Source organism: Streptomyces sp. NPDC050856 (assembly GCF_040653855.1).
Taxonomy (GTDB): Bacteria; Actinomycetota; Actinomycetes; order Streptomycetales; family Streptomycetaceae; genus Streptomyces.
In genome coordinates, this window is record NZ_JBFAGV010000007.1 from 1 (window position 1) to 21109 (window position 21109).

At 68.0% G+C, this 21109-nt stretch carries 13 protein-coding genes and 1 pseudogene; 7 read left to right on the forward strand and 7 right to left on the reverse strand.

The genetic code is table 11. The annotated features are described in order from the left end of the window. Positions 1-142: 142 nt before the first annotated feature. Complete coding sequence (gene argH / locus AB0H53_RS08910; protein ID WP_362109069.1) at positions 143-1570, reverse strand: argininosuccinate lyase; 1428 nt, start codon at positions 1568-1570, stop codon at positions 143-145. 114 nt (positions 1571-1684) lie between these two features. Continuing rightward, positions 1685-2881, reverse strand: coding sequence for an argininosuccinate synthase (locus AB0H53_RS08915; RefSeq protein ID WP_362109071.1), 1197 nt, complete (start codon positions 2879-2881; stop codon positions 1685-1687). Between the two features lie 780 nt (positions 2882-3661). Between AB0H53_RS08915 and AB0H53_RS08920 the strand changes: the two genes are divergently transcribed. Continuing rightward, positions 3662-4345 (forward strand): L,D-transpeptidase family protein, encoded by a 684-nt coding sequence (locus AB0H53_RS08920; RefSeq protein ID WP_362109073.1) that lies wholly within the window; start codon positions 3662-3664, stop codon positions 4343-4345. Positions 4346-4394: 49 nt separating this feature from the next. Here the strand turns inward: AB0H53_RS08920 and AB0H53_RS08925 are convergent, their stop codons facing one another. From AB0H53_RS08925 to argC, 5 genes are all read right to left on the reverse strand, one after another. Continuing rightward, the gene (locus AB0H53_RS08925; RefSeq protein WP_362109075.1) at positions 4395-4931 is read right to left on the reverse strand and encodes an arginine repressor; all 537 of its coding nucleotides are present in this window, start codon (positions 4929-4931) and stop codon (positions 4395-4397) included. A gap of 19 nt (positions 4932-4950) precedes the next feature. After that, positions 4951-6132 carry an acetylornithine transaminase gene (locus tag AB0H53_RS08930; protein WP_362109077.1) on the reverse strand — a complete coding sequence of 394 codons (1182 nt, stop codon included), beginning with the start codon at positions 6130-6132 and terminating at the stop codon, positions 4951-4953. After that, positions 6129-7058 carry an acetylglutamate kinase gene (argB, locus tag AB0H53_RS08935; protein WP_362109079.1) on the reverse strand — a complete coding sequence of 310 codons (930 nt, stop codon included), beginning with the start codon at positions 7056-7058 and terminating at the stop codon, positions 6129-6131. Before argB ends, AB0H53_RS08930 begins: the two co-directional genes overlap by 4 nt. Then, entirely contained in the window at positions 7055-8206 is a 1152-nt protein-coding gene (gene argJ, locus AB0H53_RS08940) for a bifunctional glutamate N-acetyltransferase/amino-acid acetyltransferase ArgJ (protein WP_362109081.1), read from the reverse strand. The genes argB and argJ overlap by 4 nt, the downstream gene beginning before the upstream one ends. A gap of 180 nt (positions 8207-8386) precedes the next feature. Beyond that, complete coding sequence (argC, locus tag AB0H53_RS08945) at positions 8387-9415, reverse strand: N-acetyl-gamma-glutamyl-phosphate reductase (RefSeq protein WP_362109083.1); 1029 nt, start codon at positions 9413-9415, stop codon at positions 8387-8389. Positions 9416-9625: 210 nt separating this feature from the next. Here argC and AB0H53_RS08950 point away from each other — a divergent pair, with 210 nt between their 5' ends. From AB0H53_RS08950 to AB0H53_RS08975, 6 genes and pseudogenes are all read left to right on the forward strand, one after another. Then, the gene (locus tag AB0H53_RS08950; RefSeq protein WP_362109085.1) at positions 9626-10393 is read left to right on the forward strand and encodes a TnsA-like heteromeric transposase endonuclease subunit; all 768 of its coding nucleotides are present in this window, start codon (positions 9626-9628) and stop codon (positions 10391-10393) included. Positions 10394-10451: 58 nt separating this feature from the next. Beyond that, positions 10452-12725 (forward strand): transposase, encoded by a 2274-nt coding sequence (locus AB0H53_RS08955; protein WP_362109087.1) that lies wholly within the window; start codon positions 10452-10454, stop codon positions 12723-12725. After that, positions 12722-13981 carry a TniB family NTP-binding protein gene (locus AB0H53_RS08960; protein ID WP_362109089.1) on the forward strand — a complete coding sequence of 420 codons (1260 nt, stop codon included), beginning with the start codon at positions 12722-12724 and terminating at the stop codon, positions 13979-13981. The genes AB0H53_RS08955 and AB0H53_RS08960 overlap by 4 nt, the downstream gene beginning before the upstream one ends. A gap of 11 nt (positions 13982-13992) precedes the next feature. Next, positions 13993-14436: pseudogene (locus AB0H53_RS08965) on the forward strand (TniQ family protein); the annotation flags it as partial. Between the two features lie 347 nt (positions 14437-14783). Then, positions 14784-15827, forward strand: a complete 1044-nt coding sequence (locus AB0H53_RS08970) for a hypothetical protein (RefSeq protein WP_362109472.1) — start codon at positions 14784-14786, stop codon at positions 15825-15827. A gap of 657 nt (positions 15828-16484) precedes the next feature. Then, entirely contained in the window at positions 16485-21056 is a 4572-nt protein-coding gene (locus tag AB0H53_RS08975) for an ATP-binding protein (RefSeq protein WP_362109091.1), read from the forward strand. Positions 21057-21109 lie beyond the last annotated feature (53 nt).

A 21109-nucleotide genomic window follows, 5' to 3' on the forward strand; every position in this document is an offset into this window, starting at 1 on the left:
GGGTCCCCCACCCCCCGCGGGCGGCGCCCCGCCCCCCGCCCGGCGCGGCGGGCGCCGGAGCCGGGCCGGGCTCCGGCGCGCTCGTGGACCGGGCGGCGACGCTGTGGTGTGTCGTGCTGTGCTGTGCTGTGCTGTGGCGGCGTTACTTCTTGGCGGTGGCCCAGGCGTGCTGGATCACCAGGTCGGCCTTGACCTCGGCGAGCTGGGTGGCCACGGCGGAGGGGGCGGTGCCGCCCCGGCCGTTGCGGGAGGCCAGGGCGCCCGGCACGTCGAGGACCGTCCGCACCTCGGGCGTGAGGTGCTCGGAGATCTTGGCGAACTGCTCGTCGGTGAGCTGGTCGAGCTCGATGCCGTGCGCCTCGCACTCCTTGACGCACTCCCCCGCCACCTCGTGGGCCACCCGGAACGGCACACCCTTCCTGACCAGCCACTCCGCGATGTCCGTGGCGAGCGAGAAGCCCGCCGGGGCGAGCTCCTCCATCCGTTCCCGGTTGACGGTCAGCGTGGCGACCATGCCGGTGAAGGCGGGCAGCAGGACCTCCAGCTGGTCGCAGGAGTCGAAGACCGGCTCCTTGTCCTCCTGGAGATCGCGGTTGTACGCCAGCGGGAGGGCCTTGAGGGTCGCCAGCAGGCCGGTGAGGTTGCCGATGAGGCGGCCCGACTTGCCGCGCGCCAGCTCGGCGATGTCCGGGTTCTTCTTCTGCGGCATGATCGAGGAGCCGGTGGAGAAGGCGTCGTGCAGGGTGACGAAGGAGAACTCCTTCGTGTTCCAGATGATGATCTCCTCGGCGATCCGGGACAGGTTCACCCCGATCATCGCGGTGATGAAGGCGAACTCGGCGACGAAGTCCCGCGACGCCGTGCCGTCGATGGAGTTGCCGACGCTGCCGTTCTCGAAGCCGAGGTCCTTGGCGACCGCCTCCGGGTCCAGGCCGAGCGACGACCCGGCCAGCGCACCCGAACCGTACGGGGAGACCGCGGTGCGCTTGTCCCACTGCCGCAGCCGCTCCGCGTCCCGGGACAGCGACTGCGCGTGGGCGAGCACGTGGTGGGCGAAGAGCACCGGCTGGGCGTGCTGGAGGTGGGTGCGCCCCGGCATGGCGACGTCCGGGTGGGCCTCGGCCAGGCCCACCAGCGCGTCCTGGAGGTCGGCGACGAGGCCGCCGATGACCCGGGCGTGGTCGCGCAGGTACATCCGGAAGAGCGTGGCGACCTGGTCGTTGCGGGACCGGCCGGCCCGCAGCTTGCCGCCCAGGTCCGGGCCGAGCCGCTCCAGCAGGCCACGCTCCAGGGCGGTGTGCACGTCCTCGTCGGCGATGGTCCCGGTGAAGGAACCGTCCGCCACGTCCGCCTCCAGCCGGTCGAGCCCGGCCAGCATGCGGGTGAGCTCGTCCTCGGTGAGCAGGCCCGCCCGGTGCAGTACGCGCGCGTGGGCGCGGGAGCCGGCGATGTCGTACGGCGCGAGCCGCCAGTCGAAGTGCACGGACGCCGACAGCCTGGCCAGCGCCTCGGCGGGACCGTCGGCGAACCGGCCGCCCCAGAGCCGGACGTCACCGTTGTTGCTGCTCACAGCTGCTGCTCCTCGGAAAGCCTCAAGAGGGTGGGTGTGCGGCCGCCTCCCCGCGCGGTGGAGGAACGGGGAGGCGGCGGTGGAACGGGGCGCGCCCGGCCGGGCGCGCGATGGCTACGCCCGCAGATCACGCCGTGCGGCGATCTTCGACGAGAGCGCGAAGATGTCGATGAAGCCCTGGGCCTTGGACTGGTCGAAGGTGTCGCCCGAGTCGTAGGTGGCGAGGTTGTAGTCGTACAGCGACTCCTCGGACCTGCGCCCGGTGACGACCGCGCGGCCGCCGTGCAGGGTCATCCGGATGTCACCGGTGACGTGCTGGTTGGCCTCGTCGATGAAGCCGTCCAGGGCCCGCTTGAGCGGGGAGAACCACAGGCCGTCGTAGACCATCTCGCCCCAGCGCTGCTCGACCTGCCGCTTGTACCGGGCCAGCTCGCGCTCGACGGTGACGTTCTCCAGCTCCTGGTGGGCGGTGATCAGGGCGATCGCGCCGGGAGCCTCGTAGACCTCCCGGGACTTGATGCCGACCAGCCGGTCCTCGACCATGTCGATCCGGCCGACGCCCTGGGCGCCGGCCCGCTCGTTGAGCTGCTGGATCGCCTGGAGCACGGTGACGGGCTTGCCGTCGACGGCGACCGGCACGCCGCCCTTGAAGGAGATGACGACCTCGTCGGCCTCCCGCGGGATGGCCGGGTTGGAGGTGTACTCGTAGATGTCCTCGATCGGCCCGTTCCAGATGTCCTCGAGGAAGCCGGTCTCGACGGCCCGGCCGAAGACGTTCTGGTCGATGGAGTACGGGGACTTCTTCGTGGTCGCGATCGGCAGCTCGGCCTTCTCGGCGAAGGCGATGGCCTTGTCCCGGGTCATGGCGTAGTCGCGGACCGGGGCGATGCACTTCAGCTCGGGGCCGAGGGCCTGGATGCCCGCCTCGAAGCGGACCTGGTCGTTGCCCTTGCCGGTGCAGCCGTGGGCGACGACCGAGGCGTTGTGCTTGTGGGCGGCGGCCACCAGGTGCTTGACGATGGCGGGCCGGGAGAGCGCCGAGACCAGCGGGTAGCGGTCCATGTACAGGGCGTTGGCCTTGATCGCCGGGAGGCAGTACTCGTCGGCGAACTCGTCCTTGGCGTCGGCGACCTCGGCCTCGACCGCACCGCAGGCGAGCGCGCGCTTGCGGATGACGTCCAGGTCCTCGCCGCCCTGGCCGACGTCCACGGCGACGGCGATGACCTCGGCACCCGTCTCCTCGGCGATCCAGCCGATGGCGACGGAGGTGTCCAGTCCGCCCGAGTAGGCGAGTACGACGCGCTCGGTCACGGGGTTCTCCTTACGGTGCAATCACTGACGGGTATAATTATGCAGAGCTCCGTATGTTTTGTCAACGCGGTCCCCCGGGGGGGTGACCGCCGCCCGCAGAACCGGAACCCTCGGCGTGTACGGGGGGCGGGGAAGCGCGGCCACGGGCGGTGACCGCACGCGTCGAGGGCCGGAAGCGCGGCCCGCCGGCGGCGCTCGCGCCGAGGACCGGCCCGTCTGCTTCACCGCGACCGCCCCGCTCGCCGCGGCGGGCACACCGGCCTCTTCCCGAGGGCCGCGGGGAACGCTCGTCGTGGTCGACGAAGGCGCCCGCGACCGCCGGGACTTCGACGGCGGCGGGACCGGCGCGCCCCGCGGGAGGGGGAACCGGCCGGATCACCCTGCTGCGGCGCGCGTTCAGCGGCCCGCCCGAGGTGCTGGGGCCGAGCGGTGTTCCGCGCCGGACCCCGGTGGGCCGAGTGCCCCGGCCGGTCCACGGACGCCGGCGAACCCGCCGCCGGCGCCGTCGTCATCGGCCGCGCGCCGGCGGATCAGCGACGCGTGCGCTTCCGCCGGCCCTTCGCGGACCACCCCCGGTCCCCGAGGAGCGCATCCGGCGCGCCGGGCACTCCGGGCGCACGCCGGACCGGTGGCCGGCCGCCTGCGGCGGGCGTGAGGAGCCCGTCCGGTACAGCGTCGGCGGCCTGCCGGCACCGCCGCAGCCGCCGCGCACCGCCCGAGCGCCCCCGTTCGGGCCCGCTCCACAAGCGGCCGGGGGCCGGCCCGCGTACGGTCCCGACCATGCGCCTCGGCCTCGTACTCGCGTCCGTGCTCCTGACGCTCGCCCCCGTGGACGGTGCGCCGCTGCCCGCCCGGATGGCGGACACCGGCGGTGGCACTCAGCTGATCACGGCGGTGGCGCCGCACGCCGGGGCGACCACCGGGACGGTGACGTGGTGGGACCGGCGCGGCGGACGGTGGGTCAGGACGGGAACGGCGCGGGCCCGGTTCGGCGCGGGCGGCCTGGTCGAGGGCGCCCGGCGCGTGCAGGGCACCTCCACCACACCGGCCGGGCTCTACGACCTGCCGTACGCCTTCGGCATCGAGCCCGCGCCGCCGCGCACCGGCCACGCCTACCGGCGGGTGACCCGCGCCTCCTGGTGGTGCCAGGACAACCGGTCCCGCGCCTACAACCGCTGGGTGGAGGGGCTGCCCGCCGACTGCCGGGCCGCGGAGGCCGAGCACCTGATCGACCACCGCGCGCAGTACGCGCACGCGCTGGTCGTCGGCTTCAACTACGCGCGTCCGGTGCGCGGGCGGGGCGCCGGGATCTTCCTGCACGTCGACGGGCGCGGGCCGACGGCGGGTTGTGTCTCCGTGCCGAAGGGCGCGATGGCCCGGATCCTGGCGTGGGCGAGGCCGGAGCGCCGGCCGCACATCGCGATCGGGACGGACGGCGGGAAGACGGCCGTCGTGCGGTACTGACACCACCCGCCGGACGCGTGCGACATCCCGGCCCGTGGCCCGAAACCCCTCAGCTCTCCTTCTGCGCCAGCCGCAGCAGGTGGTCGGCGAGGGCCTGGCCGCCGGCCGGGTCGCGGGAGATGAGCAGCAGCGTGTCGTCGCCCGCGATGGTGCCCAGGATGGCGTGGAGCTGGGCCTGGTCGATGGCGGAGGCCAGGAACTGGGCCGCGCCCGGCGGGGTGCGCAGGACCACCAGGTTGGCGGAGGCCTCGGCGGAGATCAGCAGTTCGCCGGAGAGGCGCCGCATCCGCTCCTCCTTGGCGGACTCGCCGAGCGGGGCCTGCGGGGTGCGGAAGCCGCCCTCGCTGGGGACCGCGTAGATCAGCTCGCCGCCGGTGTTGCGGATCTTCACCGCGCCGAGCTCGTCCAGGTCCCGGGAGAGCGTCGCCTGGGTGACGCTCAGCCCGTCGTCGGCGAGGAGCTTGGCCAGCTGGCTCTGCGAGCGCACCGGCTGCCGGTTGAGGATGTCCACGATCCGGCGGTGGCGGGCGGTGCGCGTCTGCGGAACGGACGGCCCCCCGTGCTCGATGTCCTGGGCCTCGCTCATCGTCGTCTCAATCTCCGGATCATCTGTCCCCGTGCACTGCCTGGAGGACACCGGGCAGGGCCCGCAGGAAGGCGTCCGCCTCGTCGTCGCCGAGGATCAGCGGTGGCATCAGCCGTACGACATCGGGGGCGGGCGCGTTCACCAGGAGGCCGGCGTCCTGAGCCGCCTGCTGCGTCTGGGGCGCGAGGGGCTCGGTGAGCACGATACCCAGCAGCAGGCCCGCGCCGCGGACGTGGGACACCAGCGGGTGGTCCAGGGCTTCGATTTCCTCGCGGAACCGCTCGCCGAGGCGCTTGACCCGGTCGAGCGCTCCATCGGCGGCGAGGGTGTCCAGCACGGCGAGTCCGGCGGCGCAGGCCACGGGGTTGCCGCCGAAGGTGGTGCCGTGCTGTCCCGGCCGGAACAGGCCGGCCGTCTCCCCGAACGCGATCGCCGCGCCGATGGGCAGCCCGCCGCCCAGCCCCTTGGCGAGGGTGACGATGTCGGGCTCGACACCGTGCGCCTGGTGCTCGAACCAGTGCCCGCACCGCCCGATACCGGTCTGCACCTCGTCCAGCACGAGCAGCGTGCCGGTGGCCCGGGTGATCTCGCGGGCGGCTTCGAGGTAGCCCGGCGGCGGGACGACCACGCCGTTCTCGCCCTGGATCGGTTCGACGATCACGAGGGCGGTCCGGTCGGTGACCGCCTCGCGCAGCGCCCCGGCGTCCCCGTACGGCACGTGGGTGACGTCCCCGGGCAGCGGCAGGAAGGGCTGCTGCTTGCCGGGCTGGCCGGTCAGCGCCAGTGAGCCCATGGTGCGGCCGTGGAAGCCACCGGTGGTGGCGACCATGTGGGTGCGGCCGGTCAGTCGGCCGATCTTGAACGCGGCCTCGTTGGCCTCGGCGCCGGAGTTGCAGAAGAAGACCTTGCCGGGGCGGCCGGAGAGCTGGAGCAGCCGTTCCGCGAGCGCGACCGGCGGCTCGGCGACGAAGAGGTTGGAGACATGGCCCAGGGAGGCGATCTGCCGGGAGACCGCCTCCACGACGGCCGGGTGGGCGTGGCCGAGCGCGTTGACCGCGATCCCGCCGACGAAGTCGAGGTACTCGGTGCCGTCGGCGTCCCACACCCGGGCGCCCCGGCCCCGCACCAGGGACAGCCTGGGCGTGCCGTAGTTGTCCATCAGCGCGCCCTGCCAGCGCCGGGTCAGTTCCTGTCCGGTCACCGGGCTCCCCCTGACCGCTCGTCGGGAAGGGCGTCGGGCACGACCATCGTGCCGATGCCCTCGTCGGTGAAGATCTCCAGCAGGATGGAGTGCTGGACCCGGCCGTCGATCACGCGGGCCGTGTTGACCCCGTTGCGCACGGCGTGCAGGCAGCCCTCCATCTTGGGGACCATGCCGCTGGCCAGTTCGGGCAGCAGTTTCTCCAGCTGGGTGGCGGTGAGCCGGCTGATGACCTCGTCACTGTGAGGCCAGTCCTCGTACAGGCCCTCCACGTCGGTCAGGACCATCAGGGTCTCGGCACCCAGCGCCGCAGCGAGTGCCGCAGCCGCCGTATCAGCATTGACGTTGTAGACATGTCCGTCGTCCTGGGAACGGGCGATCGAGGAGACGACCGGGATGCGGCCGTCGGCGAGCAGCGCCTCGATCGCGCCGGTGTCGATGTCGGTGATCTCACCGACCCGGCCGATGTCGACGAGTTCGCCCTCGATACGCGGTCGGTGCTTGGTGGCGGTGATGGTGTGGGCGTCCTCGCCGGTCATGCCGACGGCCAGCGGGCCGTGCTGGTTGAGCAGCCCGACGAGCTCGCGCTGGACCTGTCCGGCGAGGACCATCCGTACGACGTCCATCGCCTCGGGCGTGGTCACCCGCAGCCCGGCCTTGAACTCGCTGACCAGGCCGTGCCGGTCGAGCTGGGCGCTGATCTGCGGGCCGCCGCCGTGCACGACGACCGGCTTGAGGCCGGCGTGGCGCAGGAAGACGACGTCCTGGGCGAAGGCGGCCTTCAGCTCCTCGTCCACCATGGCGTTGCCGCCGAACTTGATGACGACGGTCTTGCCGTGGTGCCGGGTCAGCCAGGGCAGCGCCTCGATGAGGATCTGCGCCTTGGGCAGCGCGGTGTGCTTCCGCGCGGGGTTCGAAGGGCTCATGAGCTGTACGCGCTGTTCTCGTGGACGTAGTCGGCGGTGAGGTCGTTGGTCCAGATGACGGCGGACTCGGACCCGGCGGCGAGGTCGGCGGTGATGCGTACCTCCCGGTAGCGCATGTCGACCAGCTCGCGGTCCTCGCCGACGGAACCGTTCCTGCAGACCCAGACGCCGTTGATGGCCACGTTGAGCCGGTCGGGCTCGAAGGCCGCGGCGGTGGTGCCGATGGCGGACAGCACCCGGCCCCAGTTGGGGTCCTCGCCGTGGACGGCGCACTTGAGAAGGTTGTTGCGCGCGATGGAGCGGCCCACCTCGACGGCGTCTTCCTCACTCGCGGCGTTGACCACCTCGATGCGGATGTCCTTGGAGGCCCCTTCGGCGTCACCGACGAGCTGACGGGCCAGATCGGCGCAGACCTCGCGTACGGCGTCGGCGAAGTCGCCGTACCCGGGCGTGACGCCGGCGGCGCCGGAGGCGAGGAGCAGGACGGTGTCGTTGGTGGACATGCATCCGTCGGAGTCGACCCGGTCGAAGGTGATCCGGGTGGCCTCGCGGAGCGCCTTGTCGAGCGCGGGGGCGTCCAGGTCGGCGTCGGTGGTGAGGACGGCGAGCATGGTGGCCAGGCCGGGGGCGAGCATGCCCGCACCCTTGGCCATGCCGCCGACGGTCCAGCCGTCCCTGGTGACGACGGAGGTCTTGTGGACGGTGTCGGTGGTCTTGATGGCGATGGCGGCCTTCTCGCCGCCGTGCTCGGACAGCGCGCCCGCGGCCTTCTCCACGCCGGCCAGGAGACTGTCCATGGGGAGCGGCACCCCGATGAGTCCGGTCGAGGCGACGGCGACCTCGCCCGCGCCGATGTCCAGGACCTCGGCGGCCTTCTCGGCGGTGGCGTGGGTGTCCTGGAAGCCCCGCGGGCCCGTGCAGGCGTTGGCGCCACCGGAGTTGAGGACGACGGCGCGCAGTTCACCGGCCTTGAGGACCTGCTCGGACCAGAGGACCGGCGCGGCCTTGACGCGGTTGGAGGTGAAGACGCCCGCGGCGGCGCGGCGGGGCCCGTTGTTGACCACGAGGGCCAGGTCCGGGCTGCCGTTCTCCTTGATTCCGGCGGCGATGCCCGCCGCCGTGAATCCCTTGGCTGCCGTGACGCTCACTGTGCTTCTCCGTTCGCTTCTCCGCCCGCGCAGCACGAGGGCGCGGCTCTCTTCGTCATCCGCGGCCCGGCGGCTGCCCGCGCGACGCTCACGGTGCTTCTCCGTTCGCTTCTCCGCCCGCGCAGCACGAGGGCGCGGCTCTCTTCGTCATCCGCGGCCCGGCGGCTGCCCGCGCGACGCTCACGGGGCGACTCCTGTCGTGGAGAGACCCGTGTCCTCGGGAAGTCCGAGGGCGATGTTCATGCTCTGCACCGCGCCGCCGGCGGTGCCCTTGGTGAGGTTGTCGATGGCGCTGATGGCGATGACGCGGCCCGCCGCCTCGTCATGGGCGACCTGCACCTGGACGGTGTTGGAACCGTAGACGGACGCCGTCGCCGGCCACTGCCCCTCGGGGAGCAGGTGGACGAACGGCTCGTCGGCGTACGCCTTCTCGTAGGCGGCCCGCACGTCCTGGGCCGTCGTGCCGGGCCTGGCCCTGGCGCTGCACGTGGCGAGGATGCCGCGGGCCATGGGCGCGAGGGTCGGGGTGAACGAGACGGAGACCGGCTCGCCGGCCGCCGCGCTGAGGTTCTGGATCATCTCGGGGGTGTGGCGGTGGCCGCCCCCGACGCCGTACGGGGACATGGAGCCCATGACCTCGGAGCCGAGCAGGTGCGGTTTGAGGGCCTTGCCCGCCCCGGACGTCCCGGTGGCGGCGACGATCACGGCCTCCGGCTCGACCAGACCGCCGGTGTACGCGGGGAAGAGCGCGAGCGACACGGCGGTGGGATAGCAGCCGGGCACCGAGACCCGCCGGGCACCCTCCAGCGCCGCCCGGGCGCCGGGCAGCTCGGGCAGCCCGTAGGGCCAGGTCCCGGCGTGCGGGGAGCCGTAGAACCGCTCCCAGTCGGCCGCGTCCTTCAGCCGGAAGTCGGCGCCCATGTCGATGACCAGGACATCGTCTCCGAGCCGCTCGGCGACGGCGGCGGACTGGCCATGGGGCAGAGCCAGGAAGACGACGTCGTGCCCGGCGAGGGTCTCGGGACCGGTCGGCTCCAGGACCCGGCCGGCGAGCGGCGGCAGGTGCGGCTGGAGCGCGCCGAGCCGCTGTCCGGCGTTGGAGTTGCCGGTCAGGGCGCCGAGCTCGACATGGGGGTGGCCGAGGAGCAGACGGAGCACCTCTCCGCCCGCGTAACCGCTCGCGCCCGCCACTGCTGCACGTACTGCCATCGAGCCCTCCTCGTCGATGGCATGACCATACGCATTGCCGCACGTTTATGCAAAGAGGGTTCGAGGGGTCGCTGCGCGGACGCTGTGACGACGATCGATAGCTGGCCCCTCCGATCGTTTGCTGGCCCCACCTCACTCCGAGCTTGCCACCTTTCGGTCAAATAGCGAGGCCCATCCCCTTTACCACTCAGCAACTGTTTTTCTGGTGACATGTACGCCAATGACGGTGCAGCTGCCCCCTCGGAGCAGTGCAGGCTGGAGCAGATGATCACGACCGACGCGATCATCGAGCCCGTACGTTCCCGACTCGCGCTGCGCGAGGGGTGGGCACGTTCATGGACGACTGCTTGGTCCATCGACGGCGATGAGGTCACGTGGCCCGTGCGGGACCTCATGGCGGTACCACTGTTCTCGTCTCAACCGGTCCGTCGCTTCACCTGGCGGGCTCGGCAGCGGCACCGACCGGGTTTGCAGTTTCTCGTGTCGACCGGACGTCATCATGGGTTCGAGTCGCTGGAAGAAGGCCGCCTGCTGCTGGCCTTGGATTTCCTGCGTGTGCAGGAGGTGCTGCCGCAACCGTTCCGGATGGCCTTCGCACACGACGCGGGCCGCGCGGAGCACACGCCGGACTTTCTGGCGGTAATGGCCGACGGAACGCGGTGGCTGTTCGACGTGCGCCCCCGCCACCTGGTCAAGGAGGCGGACGAGCTCAAGTTCGCTGCGGCAGCTGAGGTCGCGCTGTCGTGTGGCTGGCGGTACGCGGTGGTCGTCGGCTGGCAACGGCACGTGTGGTCGGTGCTAGACGCACTTTCGTCCCAGCGTCGGCCGCTCAGTGATCCGTTCCAACTGCAAGAAGAGGTTCTGCAGGAGGCGGCTCGCGGTCCGGTTACCTTCAGTGAGCTCGTCAGTCGCACGTCACTACCGGTGGTGGCCAGGGCTCATACACTTCACCTGCTGTGGCACCGCCGTCTGGGGTAGACCTGGGTCGCCCACTGGACAACGGCTCGGCCGTCTGGCCAGCGGCGGAGATTTCACGATGACAGGCCAGGTGGGGCTACTGCAGGTCCGGACGGGTTCCCGGCTCCGCTTCGACGGCCTGGACTGGGAGGTTCTCAGTATCGAGCCGCAGTTCGGACGGGTGCTGCTGCTGAGTGAGAGCGGTCAGGCCGAGCGGCGCTCTCTCCGCTGGCTTATCCAACACCCCGACTGCCGGACTCTTCCCCAGGCCCCGCGACAGACGGGCGACCGGCAACCTGCGGGCTGGGAAGATCTCACCGAAGGCCAGCAGACCAAGGCTCGACTACGGGCGGCACACCTGCTGGAGGCCGAGACCGGCTTCCGCTCCGGCGACCCTCGACTCGCCGACCCGGGCGAACCGCGCCCGGCCTACGACCCGGATCACACCACTGTGGGCCAGCGGCGCCGTGCGAAGGTCGCCGAGCTGAAGGCTCTGGGCCGGCAGGAGGCAGAAGCGCTCGGCTTGGCGCAGATCAGCGAACGTACGCTGAAGCGGATGGCAGCCGCCTGGTGCGACAAAGGTTTGCTGGGCTGCGCAGACGGGAGATGGCTGCGGATCTCGGGCGGGCGTCGCAGCATCACCGAGGAGGTACGCGAGGCCATCTTCGCGGTGCGCAAGGAGACCATTCACCGCTCGCGGATGAGCATGCGAAGCCGCGAGCGTCTGATCCACCAGTACGTCCGAGAAAAGCACGGGAGCGACGTCACGGTCCCGGGGTATGACACGCTCAGGGCCGTCTGGCGTGAGTGGTTCGGCCCCGGAGGAGCCCGGCAACGGTACGTGCGCTCCGCCGAGCAGACCGAGACTTCCACTGCACGGATGGTGGTGCACCGACCCGGTCAGGTGGTCGCGCTGGACACCACCGTCCTGCCGGTAAAGGTCCGCGAGACAGTCTTCGGCGAACCTGTGTCCGTACACCTGACCCTAGCGCTGGACTGCTACTCCCACTCACTGGTCGCTTTCCGGCTCACGCTCGTCTCGGACACGTCGGTGGACGTGGCGATGCTGCTCCGAGAGGTGATGATGCCCCTGCCGATGCGGGCCGGCTGGGGAGATGAAATGGAGTGGCCGTACCCGGGCGTCCCTGCAACGGTGGTCGCCCAGCTGGCCGGCCACAGAGCAGCCGCGCTGCCGTTTGTCGCCCCCGAAACGGTCACCACCGACCACGGCGGCCCCTACAAGAACCATCACCTCGTGGAGGCCGAACGTGTGCTGGGTTGCAATGTGCTCCCCGCCCGCACGCTGCGTCCTACTGACAAGCACGTCATCGAGCGGACGTTTGGTGGAGTCCGGAGCCTGCTGTTCGAAGTGCTGCCCGGCTACACGGGAGTCGACGTCGCTGACCGCGGAGCCGACCCGGAGAGCGATGCGACGCTCACGCTGGACGAGATGGAGCACCTGATCGCGACTTGGATCGTCAAGGTGTGGCAGAACCGCAGGCTGGGCGAGTACGCGCCGGCCTGGGGCCCCGGCGAGGAACACAGCCCGAACACCCTCTTCGCAGCGGCAATGAATCAGGGCGGGTTCGCCCTGCAGATCCCGCAGCCGGAGTTGTACTACCTGCTGCTGCCACGGCACTACGTGAAGATCCACGCCCGGCGCGGGGTGAAGATCGGCGGCCTCTGGTACGGCAAGGATCAGGCCGCTCTGGGCGAACACTGGGACCAGCCGTCGACACGTGGCGGCCGGCATAAGGGCAAGTGGGTGGTCCGCTCCGATCGCCGTGATCGCCGCAGCGTGTATTTCCAGGACCCTGCCGACGCCGAGGTGTGGCACCAGCTGCGGTGGAACGGGCTGCCGGCCGAGGACGAGGTTCCGGCCTTCACCTCAACCACGGCCGAGGCCCTCCTGACGGAGGCCCGCAGCAGAGGCATCTCCCCTCACTCGGATGGCGACCTGTTGCCGGTGCTGCTGGAGCTGCTCGGCGGTACCGTCCCGGTCGACAAATGGCCGACCGGTTTTAGCAAAGGCGCGCGCACCCAGCATGCCCGCCGTTCCACGCAGGCTGCTGCGGCCCGTGCCGACCGTCCGCCCTCCCCTCCGGTACCGGAGCTGCGGGAGCCAATCGCCGACGAGGTAGTTGCACTGTCCTGGCCACGCGAGGCCCGTGGGGCCGACGACGCTCTCCGCGCCGACATGCGGCGCCGCCGCGAAGCAGCCGTGCCAAACCGTCCCACGCCACCTCCCCGACTTGGGGAAGCTTTGCGGCGCCGAGGACTCTTCGCCTTGCTGGACGACCTGGATGACGAAGCTGACATGCCCTCTGGTGGGGCCGCAGGAGAGGGTGCATGACGAAAGACGACGAGCACACCGCCGCCACTCTTGCCCGCCTCATGACGGGCGGACCGCCTCCGGTGCGCGAAACACTTTCCGGATGGGAGCAGTGGCGGACGGCACGGGCCGAGTTCGCCCCGGCCCCGCAGATGGACCTGGCTACGTGGCGAGTCCTCAGCCCCCGCGAGCGGCTGCTGCACGACCTGCACCGGGCAGCCACGCACTCGAACCTCCCCGTCCTGCAGACCCCGATGACCAGGAAGATCGCCCGGCGCTTGACGGCTCGTCTGAAGACCAACTGGCTGAAGCAGAAGCCGACCACCCGCGCGGGCATCATGATCACGGGCGGCGGTGCTCAGGGTAAGACGGAGACTGTCTGCGAGATCATCGCCACCTTTCAGGACGACTGGGAGCGACTGGGTCGGCTCATGGCACCTGGCATGCCCGGCACCCGCGACGTCACGGCGCCGGTCGCCTATGTCCAGACGCCGGTGACAGCGAAGCCGAAAAGCACCTGCAAGGCCATCTTGAGCTTCTACGATGCCCCGGTAGCCAGCCGGATGGACCTGCCCGACCTCGTCCGCCAGGTCGCCGCATCCTTGCATGATCACGGGACGCGTGTCCTTGTCTTGGATGACATCACGCGGCTTCGCATGCACCGGGCCGACGACCAGGACACCCTCGATCTGATCCGGGCGTTCATGAGCATGCACGTCACGCTCGTCCTCATCGGTGTCGACATTCCTTCCTCCGGGCTCCTACGGGAGGGCCGTTTTGACACGCAGCGTGGTCAGGTCGCCTTCCCGGCCCCGAAGAGCGCCAAGGTATTCGGCTTGGAGTCCACGCAGACCGAGCGGCGCTTCGACCTGGTGGAACTCGACCGGTTCCACTACGGCACCCCCGTCCAGATCTCCGCATGGGCCGAGCACCTGGCCGGCGTGGAGCACTGCCTTCGGCTGCTCAAGGCACCTATGGGAATGCTCACCGGTGGAGCCATGCCCGAATACCTCTACAGGCGCACGAACGGCGTCGTCGGCCTACTGGAACGACTCATCGAAGACGGCTGCGAGGAGGCGATCGACACCGGCACAGAATGCCTGACCGAAACTCTGTTGGACGGCATCGACATCGACATCACCGACGACCCCCACCGTGACCATCAGGCCGGGGAAGTCCCTCGCGTTCCCGAGCACGAGACCGCTGGCCAGCGCAGGCGTGCACGTAACAGCAGCTTTGACGACCGTGGTCCCACCGCCGCAGACACTGGAAGCTGACGAGGCCACTCATGGCTCCACTTCCGCGAAGCCTCGATCCGTTGTCTGATGAGTCCTTGCCCGGGTACCTGCTGCGGCTGTCCTTTCGGCTCGGTCTGACGCCTGCCGAGCTAGGACGCTTCGCGGGCCTGGTGTCCACAAGTGGCGGTTATCTCCCCCGCAGGCTCATCCTCGGTTTCACCGGCCTTGCGCTCGACGAGTTCACCCAGGCCACGCGACTGTCACGCGGCGAAGCCTCTGCCCTCACCCTGGGCCCGTGGCGGCAGAACTATCCGCCCATTCACCGGTGGTTACCTCCTCCGCACGGGCCAGCCCCACAAATGGACAAGTGGCTGCCGGGCGGACTCACGCGCTACTGTCCACGCTGCCTGGCGGGTGATGGCAGCCCAATCCAGCGCGAGTACGGCGGCCCCTGGAAGAAGGAATGGCACCTCGGGATCGTCTTCGCCTGCCCACAACATGATGGCTTCCTCCAGCACCGATGTCCGCAGGGAGGAGAACCGCCTGACTACGACCGTGCGACGGGACTGATCCCTTACGACGGTGTACGCGGCCTCCACCCGGCCGAGTGCCGCTATCCACTACCGCCTACCGCTCGCAAACTCAGACGTCTTCCTTGCCGGGCCCGGCTCGACCGCGCTCCGTTGCCTTCCGTACGCCCCACCCGGCAGCTCCTGGACCTGCAAACTCAGCTCCTGAGCCTCCTGGCCTCTCATAGGGACGACCATGAAGTCCGCGCATACTTCAACGACCTGCACCTTCTGAGCGTGCTGATCACAGCCTCGTGGCCCACAGCAGTCACATGGTGGACCCCGCATTCGTCTCAGCTGTCGATGCCGAGGTCCGTGCGAGAAGGACTTTCGGCACACTCCGTTTCCACGACGCTGCCCCTGCCGACCCTGTCGCGAGCGGAGCCGTGCTTGGCGTCGCTAACTCTCTGCTGCATGCCGACGCCTTTCGCGACGTGCTCGCCGATTCCCTCGAATCCGCCTTCACCAGCGTCCCGGCCAGAGCCGGCTGGGCCCGGGTCTTTGCCAAGTACGAGACCTCATGCTCGCTGCGTCTGCGCACTGCTATGGCTCCCCTGATCCGTACCTACTCACCATCTCCCGGATGGACCGCACCACGTTCCACACCCCCTGTCGGCTACCGGGCCGAACACGTCCCCGCACATCTGGAGCCGGACTGGCACGACCGATACTTCCGCGATCTCACCGGACTGACGAACCACAGAGTCCTACGCCGGATGGCGGCCATTCAACTTGTCCAGTGGGCCACAAACACCTCCGTCGAGGCAGCAACCCGCTATCTCGGCATCACACCCGAGAAAATGCAGCACACCGAGGACAACGTGCTCCTCTGGTTGAACTCCTCACATGACGTCCAAGACTTCGGCGTTGCACTGGGCAACCTGGCCGCAGAGCTCAAAGAGCGGGCCGAGATGCTCATCAACTACAAGCGCCGCCGCGAGGCTCTCAGCGATTGGGCTCTCACCCCCGAGACCTGGCGGGAACTGACCAGTCAGCTACAGGACAGTCCTGGCAAACAGCCTGTCCTCGACGATCGCAAGCGCCAGGATGCCTCCGTGTTCGTCTGGGTCCGCGTCACCCACGGAGAGCACCTGTTCGCGCCCCGGCCCATCGAAGCCGCCCAGCCTCCTCACGTCCAGGAGCGGTGGGCCGCCCGACGCAACACCACGTGGCACCTTCTCTACTCCCATGTCAACCCAGGCCCGCATTACGTCGCCCTTCGCCGCGTCCTCGCCGAGTACGCGGAAGATCTAGCCCGAAGCATCGACCGCGGGGGTGGTGCAGATCAGCGGCTGGCATCAGAACTTCATCGATGACCAGTTCAGGCGGCAAGAGAGTCGCGACACCTACATGCCTGAGGTCTTGCCGTGGTTGTCTCAGTTACCCGCCAAGGGCAGGTCACCAAGCGTGACTACATGGGCTGCCGACACGGCGGCTCGCCGAAGCCGTACCCCCAACGCTTGATGTACCTCGCAGCGCGGGGCTACGACCGCTGCTGGCGAGGCTGTCGAAGAGGAGCGGTTTGAGAGAGACTGGGTGCACTACCTGAACACGCAACCCCTAGCAGAGGGGTGCATTCCTTGACGAGACGGAGATCTTCCTTGCCTCATGGCTGGAAACTTGTTGTGGCCGTGGCTGGAGCTGTCGCGGTACTGGCGACCCCTCTGGTCTGGTTGCTCGGCGGCCCGAGTGCTGGCGAGATCGTCGGTGCATCCATTCAGGCCGGTACAGGGGCGCTCGCACTTCTATGGGCTGTCTTGAGCGGAAACGGTCAGCGTGACGAAGCAATCAGTACTGGCGAAGCTCGATCTGTCCAGGGTGGGCGGGCTCACACGGGAGTTCGGCGGCCTGGCGGCAAGGGTGCACGGGGTGCCCGCGCGGAGAACACAGGCAATGCAACGGCTGACGGCCCTGACAGCAGCGCTGGGACAGGCGTCGATTACAGCTGAACCGTGGGGTGAGAGGTCTTTGCCATGAGGCTACGTTTCTGGAAGTTCCGCAAGGCCACGTCTTCGCCAGCGCCGACCTCGACAGACGCAGCGGTGCAGGTGAGAGATACCGGGGATGCGATGGCTTCTCAGAACTCCTCAGCGCTAACCGGCTACCGGGGTACGACCGACCACCACAGCATGCCGCTCACAGTCGTCGGTACCGGCGACGCGACAGCCACCGACGGTGGTCTCGCGATCAGTGGTGGCGTCGGCGAATTGCACCTCCACTCCACCGCACCGGACGAGGTCAGCCGTCTCGCCCAGGCACACCACCTGCTGACCCGCCTTGACACCGCCTGGCGAGGCCACGTACGAAACGCAATCGGTGGCTACAACGGAGATCAGACTCAACACCTCGGTCGAGAAGCAGCACGTGATGCGATGCTCGCAGCCATCGATGAGACTTCCGGGGCTCTGATCATCCATGGAGCATCGGGCACTGGCAAGAGTGCGTTGATCATCGACGCCATATCGCACAGCCGTCACACCAGCCAAGGTCTGAACCTGCGTCACTTGCCGCCTGCCTTCCTCGATTTTGAAAAGCTACTCGGCATGCAGCTAGACCAAGCACTCTCTGCTCTGCAACCGCAGCCCAGTGTCCTGATCATCGATGGTGCAGATGCGGCTGCGGAGATTCATACCGAGGCGCTCCTCTATCTCCTTGAGACTGCGAAGAGTGTTGCCATCAGGGTTGTCATCGTCACAAACGACGCAGCGCTGGGCGCTGTTCGAGACGCCACGCGGCGGACAATGACCAGTGTCTCCGAGTACGAAGTTTCTGGCTTGGACGATGAGGAACTGGCAACCATCGCTGTGGCATTCCCTCGGATGCGCCGTCTCGTCGAGAACGTCCAGGCACGCGAACTGCTTCGACGTCCAGCCGTATCCGACCTCCTTGTTCGCGCCGGCGGCAGCGAAGTCCCGCTCACCGACGCCGATGCAATGCGGGAGGTTTGGCATGGGTTGGTCCGGCGTAACGAAAATTCCAGCAACGGCCAGCCGAATGCCCGTGATCGGGTCATGCGCCTGCTTGCACGACAGCAGCTAGACGAGCAGTCCACAGAGGAAGTTGCAGGCCAGCTAGACGACGCAGCCGTGGCTGGGCTGCGCCAGGACGGGTTGCTACGCCCAGCCCTCGAGCTTCCGTGGCATTCCCTTCCGGTCTTCTCCCACGACCTGTTGCGCAACTACGCAATGGCACACGTGCTGCTCGTTGACGCCAAGCCCGGCGACAAACTTGATACATGCCATGCCCCCCGCTGGGCACTGCCAGCAGCACGGCTTGCATGTCAGGCTCTGCTGACAACCTCAGCAGATGCCTTGGGGACAACCCTTGCGCAGCGCTTCGCCTCGCTACACCAGCAGTTTCAGGCCTTGACTGCTAAAGGCTTTGGTGAACGCTGGGCCGATGTGCCTGGCGAGGCTCTCCTGAGTGCTGGCCGTGATGCAGCTAGTTGGAAGGCGGCTTGGCCCGATATCACTCAAGCCAGTCCAGACCTGATCGACCGCCTCCTGCGTCTGCTGAACCAACGCCACCGCCAAGACGGAATTCTCGATCCGATAGCCGCTTCACCTATCGTCGCCTGCTTGCTCGATGACGGCCTCACAGCACCTCTCAGCGAGGCCGTCCCGGAGACGATCCGAGACTGGCAGCTCGGCCTGATCACCATGGACGCCCCGGCCAGCAATGCACTGCGCCTGCAACTGCGCGACCAGTTGGTGGCGAGGTGTCGGGAGGGTGCCGAACGACTGGCTCGAGAGGACTCCGAGCGCAAGGCGCGACTCGCCGCGCGTACGCCGGAGCAGGTCGCTGCCGATGAGGAGCGAGCTGAACAGTTCAGGATCTTCAGCTCCACTTCCCTCGCTCGCCGGCGACGCCGGCGGCAACATCAGCTACCAAGGGAGCTGACAGACCGCGCATTGTTGGAGCAGCTTGCTCTTCTTGGTCCCGACATCGGAGATGATGGTGAGCAGCTTCTCCTTGAGGTCGCCAACCACCAACCTCATCATCTAGCACCTGCGTTGGAGGAGATCGGGACGGGGCGAGCCCTTGCCGCCTACAGCCCGGAACTCCTCCGCAGGCTTGTAAAAGCCTACTACATTGAAGAGAAAGATACCGAAGACGACTATTTCGCTTCAGGGTTCCTCGACGACGGAATCCGCCGTCACGACGGGCGAAGTGTTCCGTTCTCACCACTGGCCGCCTACTATCGCGGCCCCTTCCTCCCGATGCTCCAAACGGGATTCCGTGAAGGTGTAGAGGTAATCAACGCCATGCTGAACGCCGCCGCCCGGCACCGAGTCAGAAAATTGACATCTCCAAGATTCGGATCAAACTCTGACAGGGACGCCGAAGACTACTTCGAGACCCTGACAATCGATGCCGTCGAACGTCGCTTCATAGGCGATGCGCAGACATATCTCTGGTACCGCGGAACCGGGGTTGGGCCGTATCCCTGTATGAGCGCACTGCAGGCACTGGAAATTACCTGCGACAGGTACATCGAGCACGGTGCACCTACATCAGTTTTGATATCCATCCTTCTAAAAGGATGCGAAAACCTCGCCATGGTCGGGCTGGTTGTCGGCATGCTCATTCGGCACATAGATTCCGCCGGGACGACTCTGGACGACTTTCTCAGCGAACCGGGGATTTGGCACCTTGAGTTCTCCCGAGCAACCAGCGAACACATTGGCCTGGCTGCAGCTACACCAGGTATTTCTCATGTCGAGAGACGCAAGTGGAACCTGCGCGATGCGGCGACACTCATCGCGCTGCAAGCGACTGATGCTCGTCGCCAGGAACGGCTTCGCCAGATCGGACAGATCTTGGAAGCGAAAGCACGCCAAGAACTCGATCGTCTCCGCTCTGCCGCCGTTTCCGCGGAAGAACTAGAGCGATTCAATGAGGCAGCAACAACCACCATAGCTATGGTCCGCAACTGGGCCAGCTGCCTGGACCGAAGCCGTTACTCCTTCGAGCGAGGACCTGACGGCACCGTGCTGGCGCAGGCAGAGCCGCCCGAGGACGTCATTACCCAACTGCAGCCAGGAAACGAGGATATTGCTCGCGTCAATCAAGCTCTAGCTCTGAGCAATCGATACGGAGTGCACCGTCATTCCACCGTAAGCAGCCCTGTCTCCGCTAGCGAGCTGACACGCGACCTCGCCGTCGCTCGCGACCTGCAGGCCAACCCGCCGCGTATCAGCGCCAGCGACCCAGCCCAGGCACCCGCCGACGTGGCCGCCTACGCCCTGCAAGCAGCCCTGCTCCATGGGGAGGATCTTTCACCAGATGACATTGCGTGGGCGGCAACCACGCTTCTCGACATCGCTGAAACCATCCAGCATGCAATCGACGATGAGAGCACCTTCCCCTGGGGAGCAGACCGAAGCGCTGCCCGTGCCCTGCCCCTGCTACTCCTACCTCAAGCCACTACCCTGCGGCGTTCCCTGGGACTGGATACCCACACGGGCAAGCAGCAGCTCAACGATGCTCTGCACGATCTGGGTTGCGCTTCCACGCTGGAAACCCGGATTTTCTTTGCAGCTGCGCTTGATCCACTCTGGTCAGCACCCTGTGTCCCAGATGACTGCCCCCACAACAGCGCCTTTGAGGTACTGCAGGATTCTGCGCGACACAGCGCGATCGGTCCATGGGACCAGGACGGCCAGCGGAGGGACGTTCGTCACCTGGATGGCAGTCTCGCCCAAGATCTCGCGAGCATCCCAGGAGATGAGATCTTGGTTCCCCAACTAAGCCCCGCGATACGGGGGCTGGCGCCGGCAGCTATATCCGGATGCCGTTCGCATCAAGCTATGACGCTGTTGAGGGTTCTACTGGAAGCACACAGTCGTGGGCTCGCCAGCCTTGAGTATCAGTACCACCACAGCAGCAACGACGCTCTCATCGCGGCCCGGGCCTTGCTGACCATCACCGATCGCGACGGCACTGCTCTCCGCCGCCACCTCACCGCATACGCCGGGAGCGCGGATGCCCTCGCGGAGGCTCTGCATGCCTTGGCCGCCTCAGCGGAGGAGAATGAGCAACTCGCCATCGTGGCTAGACAGATCTGGCCGGAAGTCATGGATCACGTACTCGACCTCGTTGATGCAGGACACAAGCCCGACGTCCACGGGTTCTTCGGCGCTCAAGCCGTAGCAGCTCTTGTGCCTGCACCGACCTACGACAACGCCTACCTGCACCGGGAGCTTGCCGGCCCACCTTGCACGTGGACCGCGCTCTCATCATGGGCAGCTCAGATCGACCGCTGGCTTCCGTACGGCACAGGGGTGCCCGCATGCGTGGACGCGCTTGTTGCAGCGCTGCGTACTTTGTCGATTGACGATCAGATCCGATACGGAATGCCCTGGTTGGAGAAGCTCGTATCAGAGAACTCCGATGAGATCGCACAGCAGTCCTATCTACTCCCTGGCTGGCTGCGTGACGTACACAGCTCGGCCAAAGGATCAACAACTGCCCAGCAGTGGCAACGCATTGTGGACGTACTAACGGTGGCGGGAGACTCGCGCCTCTCCGATCTCGTCGACTGACGTCTACGGCTGTCCGCACTAGCCCGGCATGATCAGCTGAGCAAGACCCAGGC

Coding starts and splice junctions, on each gene's coding strand:
- AB0H53_RS08950 (WP_362109085.1), top strand. CDS start 9,626: ATGTACGCCAATGACGGTGCAGCTGCCCCCTCGGAGCAGTGCAGGCTG.
- AB0H53_RS08955 (WP_362109087.1), top strand. CDS start 10,452: ATGACAGGCCAGGTGGGGCTACTGCAGGTCCGGACGGGTTCCCGGCTC.
- argB (WP_362109079.1), bottom strand. CDS start 7,058: ATGAGCCCTTCGAACCCCGCGCGGAAGCACACCGCGCTGCCCAAGGCG.
- AB0H53_RS08975 (WP_362109091.1), top strand. CDS start 16,485: ATGAGGCTACGTTTCTGGAAGTTCCGCAAGGCCACGTCTTCGCCAGCG.
- AB0H53_RS08920 (WP_362109073.1), top strand. CDS start 3,662: ATGCGCCTCGGCCTCGTACTCGCGTCCGTGCTCCTGACGCTCGCCCCC.
- argC (WP_362109083.1), bottom strand. CDS start 9,415: ATGGCAGTACGTGCAGCAGTGGCGGGCGCGAGCGGTTACGCGGGCGGA.
- AB0H53_RS08960 (WP_362109089.1), top strand. CDS start 12,722: ATGACGAAAGACGACGAGCACACCGCCGCCACTCTTGCCCGCCTCATG.
- AB0H53_RS08925 (WP_362109075.1), bottom strand. CDS start 4,931: ATGAGCGAGGCCCAGGACATCGAGCACGGGGGGCCGTCCGTTCCGCAG.
- AB0H53_RS08970 (WP_362109472.1), top strand. CDS start 14,784: ATGGTGGACCCCGCATTCGTCTCAGCTGTCGATGCCGAGGTCCGTGCG.